We start from the raw sequence: 4207 nt of genomic DNA, 5'->3' as shown, positions 1-4207 counted from the left end.
GCGCGGCGCCGGCGGCCGGCGCCCTCGGCGGGGCCGGCGGCCCGCAGCGTCAGGTGGTCCGGCGGCGTCAGGTGGTCCGGCGGCGGCCCCCGGAGGCGGACGGTGCTGCTCCGGGTCAAGGGTGCTCGGGCGCGGAGCAGCCGCGCGCGGCGGGACTCCGGGCGGTGCGGACCACCGGTCGAACCGTAGGGTCAGTCGGCCTCGCCCGCGAGGGCGCCGAGCACGGCCAGTTCGGCGGGCGTGAGGGAGCCGGGCCGCCGGTGCTCGTGGGCGAAGACGTTCGCCATCCGTTGCAGCACCTCGTTCACCGGCGTCTCGATCCCGTACTCCCGGCCGAGCAGCACGATCTCCCCGTTGAGGTAGTCGGCCTCGATGCTGCCGGTGCCCCGGCTGAGGCTCTGCCACGAGGACCCGCCGCCCGGCTCCGCGCCGGCGACCGGGCGGACCTGCATCCGGTCACCGCGCACGTGCTGCTGCTCCTCCGCCGTCACCGGCTCGATCCCGGCGGCGTCGAGGACGGCGACCGCCTCCGCCCGCGCGCGCCGCAGCAGTTCGGCGGCGCGGGCGTCGCCGCGCAGCACGGTACCGCCGACGGCATCCAGCGCGTTCGCCAGGTTGCTGAGCAGCTTGCCGTACTTCCAGCGCATCACGTCGGCCGGGACCGGCGCCGCGAAGTGCGAGCTCTCCAGGTCGGCCGCGATCCTGCGGGCGGTGTCGTCGGTGCCGGTCGGATAGCGGCCGATGTGCAGCATCCCGGTCAGCGGCGCGCAGTGCGCGACCACGTGCCCGGGGCGCAGGAACTGCGCGGGCAGCCAGACGCACATGCCGTACACGTGGCGGAACCGGCGCAGCGCCATCCGCTCCCCGGCGACGCCGTTCTGCGCGCAGACCAGCGGCAGCAGTTCACCGGCGGTACCGCCGCCCTCGACCGGGCGGGGCGCCCAGGCGTCCAGCGCCGCCACCGCGTCCTGGACCTTGACCGACAGCACCAGGACGTCGTCCGGGCGGAGCGTCACCTCGCGCGGATCGGCGACCGCGGGCACCGGCAGCGTCAGCGCGTCGTCGGGCACCGCGAGGTGCAGCCCCTCCTCGCGCAGCGCCGCGAGATGGTCCCCGCGGGCGACCAGTACGACCTCGTGACCGCCCTGGAAGAGCCGTCCGCCGATGGCCCCGCCGACGGCGCCCGCCCCGATGATGATGTAGCGCATGGGCTCGATCCTGGCACGGATCGAGCCGCCGCTCTCCCCCGGCGCACCCGGCTCGCGGCTCCGCGCCGCCGGGCGGGTGATCCGGCGGGAGGCCGCGACCGCCTTCACCCGTTCGGAGTAGTACCGGACGCGAGCGTCCCGTGGCGGGGCTGCACTGGGAGTGTCGTCGCCGCACGCGTCGGCGGCGGGTGAGGAGGGTTCCCATGAACGCCACCACGGCCCACGGGCACCGGTCCGCCGCGCGGCCCGTGCTGTCCGGTTGGCTCGGCTTCGCCGGCGTCCTGCTGTTCACGCTCGGCCTGATCCACGTGATGAGCGGCCTGGCCGCGCTCTTCAAGGACGACTACTTCCAGGTCGCCTCCGGCAGCCTGCTCGTCTTCAACTACACCGCGTGGGGCTGGATCTGGCTCGCGATCGGGGTCCTGCAGATCGCGGTCGGCGTCGGGGTCCTCTCCGGTTCCCTGGTGGCCCGTGCGGCCGGTGTCGCCCTGGCCGGCCTCGCGTTGATCGGGCAGATCGCCTACCTGGCGGCCTTCCCGTTCTGGTCGCTGATCGGCGTCGGGCTCTGCGTCGCGGTCATCTACGCGCTGGTCGCCCCGCCGGAGAACGCCCGGGGCACCTGACCCGGAGTCGGGCACCCCGCCGCCCGGTCGGCCGCGATCAGTGGTGGAACCCCGGCCGGGGCGCCGCGCCGCACGGGCCGTCCGCCAACTCCGCCACAGCGGACCGGAGGTCCTGCCCGAGCAGCGCGATCTTGTCGAAGCTGATGCCGTGGCGGATCAGGACCCGCTGCACCACCACCTCCTGCCGGTCGGCGGGCAGCGGGTAGGCGGGCACCTGCCACCCCCGCAGCCGCAGCCGCTCCGTCAGGTCGTAGAGCGTGAACGGCGAGCGCTGCGGGTCGGTGAGCGTCCACGCCACCGCGGGCAGCGCGCCCTGCCCGTCGTAGAGCAGCCGGAACCCGTCCATTGCGCGGACCTGCTCCGCCAGCGACCGGGCGGTGCGGGCCGCGGCCTCGTACACCTTGCGGTAGCCCTCGCGGCCGAGCCGCAGGAACGTGTAGTACTGCGCGACGATCTCCCCGCCCGGGCGGGAGAAGTTGAGTGCGAACGTCGGCATGTCCCCGCCGAGGTAGCTCACCCGGAACACCAGCTCCTCGGGGAGCAGCTCCTCGGCCCGCCACACCACCCAGCCGACGCCCAGCGGCGCCATGCCGTACTTGTGACCCGAGGCGTTGATGGAGGCCACGCGCGGCAGCCGGAAGTCCCACTCCACCTCCGGGTGGAGGAACGGCGCGATGAAGCCGCCGCTCGCCGCGTCGACATGGATCGGCACGTCCAGCCCGGTGTCCCGCTCGATCGCGTCCAGCGCCGCGGCGAGTTCGGCCACCGGCTCGTAGTCGCAGGTGTAGGTGACGCCGAGGATCGCGACCACACCGATGGTGTTCTCGTCCACGTGCTCGCGGAGCTGGTGGGGGCGGAGCCCGGTGGCGTCCGGCTCCAACGGCACCTGCCGCAGCTCCACGTCGAAGTAGCGGGCGAACTTCTCCCAGCAGACCTGCACCGGGCCGCAGACCAGGTTGGGCCGGTCGGTCGGCAGCCCGGCCGCCTCCCGGCGCTTGCGCCAGCGCCACTTCAGGGCGAGTCCGCCCAGCATGCCCGCCTCGCTGGAACCGGTGGTGGAGCAGCCGGTCGGGGACTGCGCACCGGGGGCGTTCCACAGGTCGCCGATGATCCGGACGCAGCGCGACTCGATCTCCGCGGTCTGCGGGTACTCGTCCTTGTCGATCATGTTCTTGTCCAGGCAGAGGTCCATCAGCTCGTGGACCTCGGGCTCCGCCCAGGTGGTGCAGAACGTCGCGAGGTTCTGCGAGGAGTTGCCGTCGAGGGCGAGCTCGTCGCGGATGAGCGCGTGGACGGCGCGCGCCGGGGAGGTGTCCTCGGGCATCCGGAACCGCGGGAGGCGCTGCTCGGAGATGGCGAGGGCGTAGGCGTCCTCGTAGGGGGTGTCGGAGTCGTCCCCGATCCGGTGCAGAACCACGGCTGCCGCTCCCGTCCTCGCCTTCGGCGGCGGTCCGCTCGCCGCTCACCGTCGGAGAGTGATGGTGCGCGGCCGGCGGCGCGGGCGGCGGCGGGGCGCGCCGACGGCGGGCGCAATGCGCCCGGTCGGTGGATGGGGACGGCACGGCGATGCTCGGGCGCGGCGGCGAGCGCCCCGGCCCGGTCAGCGAGCCGCAAGCGCCGGGCACGGAGGGACGAGCGCTCCCGGACGGCGGGCGCGGACGGGGCGGCCGGGGGCCGGAGCCGGTGGGATCAGCCGGCGAGGTCGGTGATGACCTCGGCGTTCGGGAGGGCCGCCAGCGCGGCGCCGGGGAGGATCAGCTTGCCGCGCCGGGCGCCGCTGCCGACGAGGACGTGCGGCGTCGCGGTGACGCGCGCGTCGACAAGGAGCGGCCAGTGCTCCGGCAGGCCGACGGGGGTGATGCCGCCGTACTCCATGCCGGTGGCGGTGACGGCCTCCTCCATCGGGGCGAAGGACGCCTTGCGGGCGCCGAGGTGCTTGCGGACGGCCCGGTTGACGTCGAGCCTGGTCGTCGCCAGCACGACGCAGGCGGCGAGGGTCACCTCCTGCCCGCGCTTGGCGGCGACCACCACGCAGTTGGCCGACACCTCGGGACGGACGTCGTACGCCTCGCAGAAGACGGCGGTGTCGGCGTGGGCGGGGTCGCTGTCGACCAGCAGCACCCCGTCGACCGGGCCGGCCGCCACGGGCCAGGCGGCCAGTGCGGCGGCGACCGGCGCGGGCAGGTCGGCCCGGTGGGACACCGCCGGTCCGGCGGAGTCGAAGGTGCCGAACGGGGTCGGGGTCGCGTCGCTCATGGGCCGAGCGTACGCGCGGGCCGCGCTTGCTCCGTCCGGCGTCCACCGACCGGCCCCCGGCGCCCGTCCCCGGCCGTGCCGACTGGCGCGGGCCGGCTCGCGCGGCGGGCGCCCGAGCCC

General features: G+C 75.2%; 5 protein-coding genes. 2 read left to right on the top strand and 3 right to left on the bottom strand.

Translation table 11 applies throughout. The features are described 5' to 3' along the window. Positions 1 to 191 precede the first annotated feature (191 nt). A complete protein-coding gene (locus tag HCN52_RS22480) occupies positions 192 to 1208 on the bottom strand; it encodes a ketopantoate reductase family protein (RefSeq protein WP_168090269.1) in 1017 nt (338 codons plus the stop codon). Here HCN52_RS22480 and HCN52_RS26025 point away from each other — a divergent pair. Further along, the gene (locus HCN52_RS26025) at positions 1207 to 1329 is read left to right on the top strand and encodes a hypothetical protein (RefSeq protein ID WP_280923952.1); all 123 of its coding nucleotides are present in this window, start codon (positions 1207 to 1209) and stop codon (positions 1327 to 1329) included. The genes HCN52_RS22480 and HCN52_RS26025 overlap by 2 nt on opposite strands. Before the next feature lie 82 nt (positions 1330 to 1411). After that, on the top strand, positions 1412 to 1831 hold the full coding sequence (locus tag HCN52_RS22475; RefSeq protein WP_168090268.1) for a DUF7144 family membrane protein: 420 nt from the start codon (positions 1412 to 1414) through the stop codon (positions 1829 to 1831). Positions 1832 to 1868: 37 nt separating this feature from the next. On the opposite strand, the gene gad is transcribed toward HCN52_RS22475, so the two are convergent. Together gad and HCN52_RS22465 are read right to left on the bottom strand one after the other, a co-directional pair. Next, positions 1869 to 3248 carry a glutamate decarboxylase gene (gene gad, locus HCN52_RS22470; RefSeq protein WP_376767192.1) on the bottom strand — a complete coding sequence of 460 codons (1380 nt, stop codon included), beginning with the start codon at positions 3246 to 3248 and terminating at the stop codon, positions 1869 to 1871. 272 nt (positions 3249 to 3520) lie between these two features. Beyond that, positions 3521 to 4087, bottom strand: coding sequence for a YbaK/EbsC family protein (locus HCN52_RS22465; protein WP_168090267.1), 567 nt, complete (start codon positions 4085 to 4087; stop codon positions 3521 to 3523). Positions 4088 to 4207: the final 120 nt, after the last annotated feature.

It is taken from the genome of Streptomyces bohaiensis, from assembly GCF_012033785.1.
GTDB lineage: Bacteria > Actinomycetota > Actinomycetes > Streptomycetales > Streptomycetaceae > Streptomyces > Streptomyces bohaiensis.
This window is presented reverse-complemented; position numbering and strand designations above follow the sequence as displayed.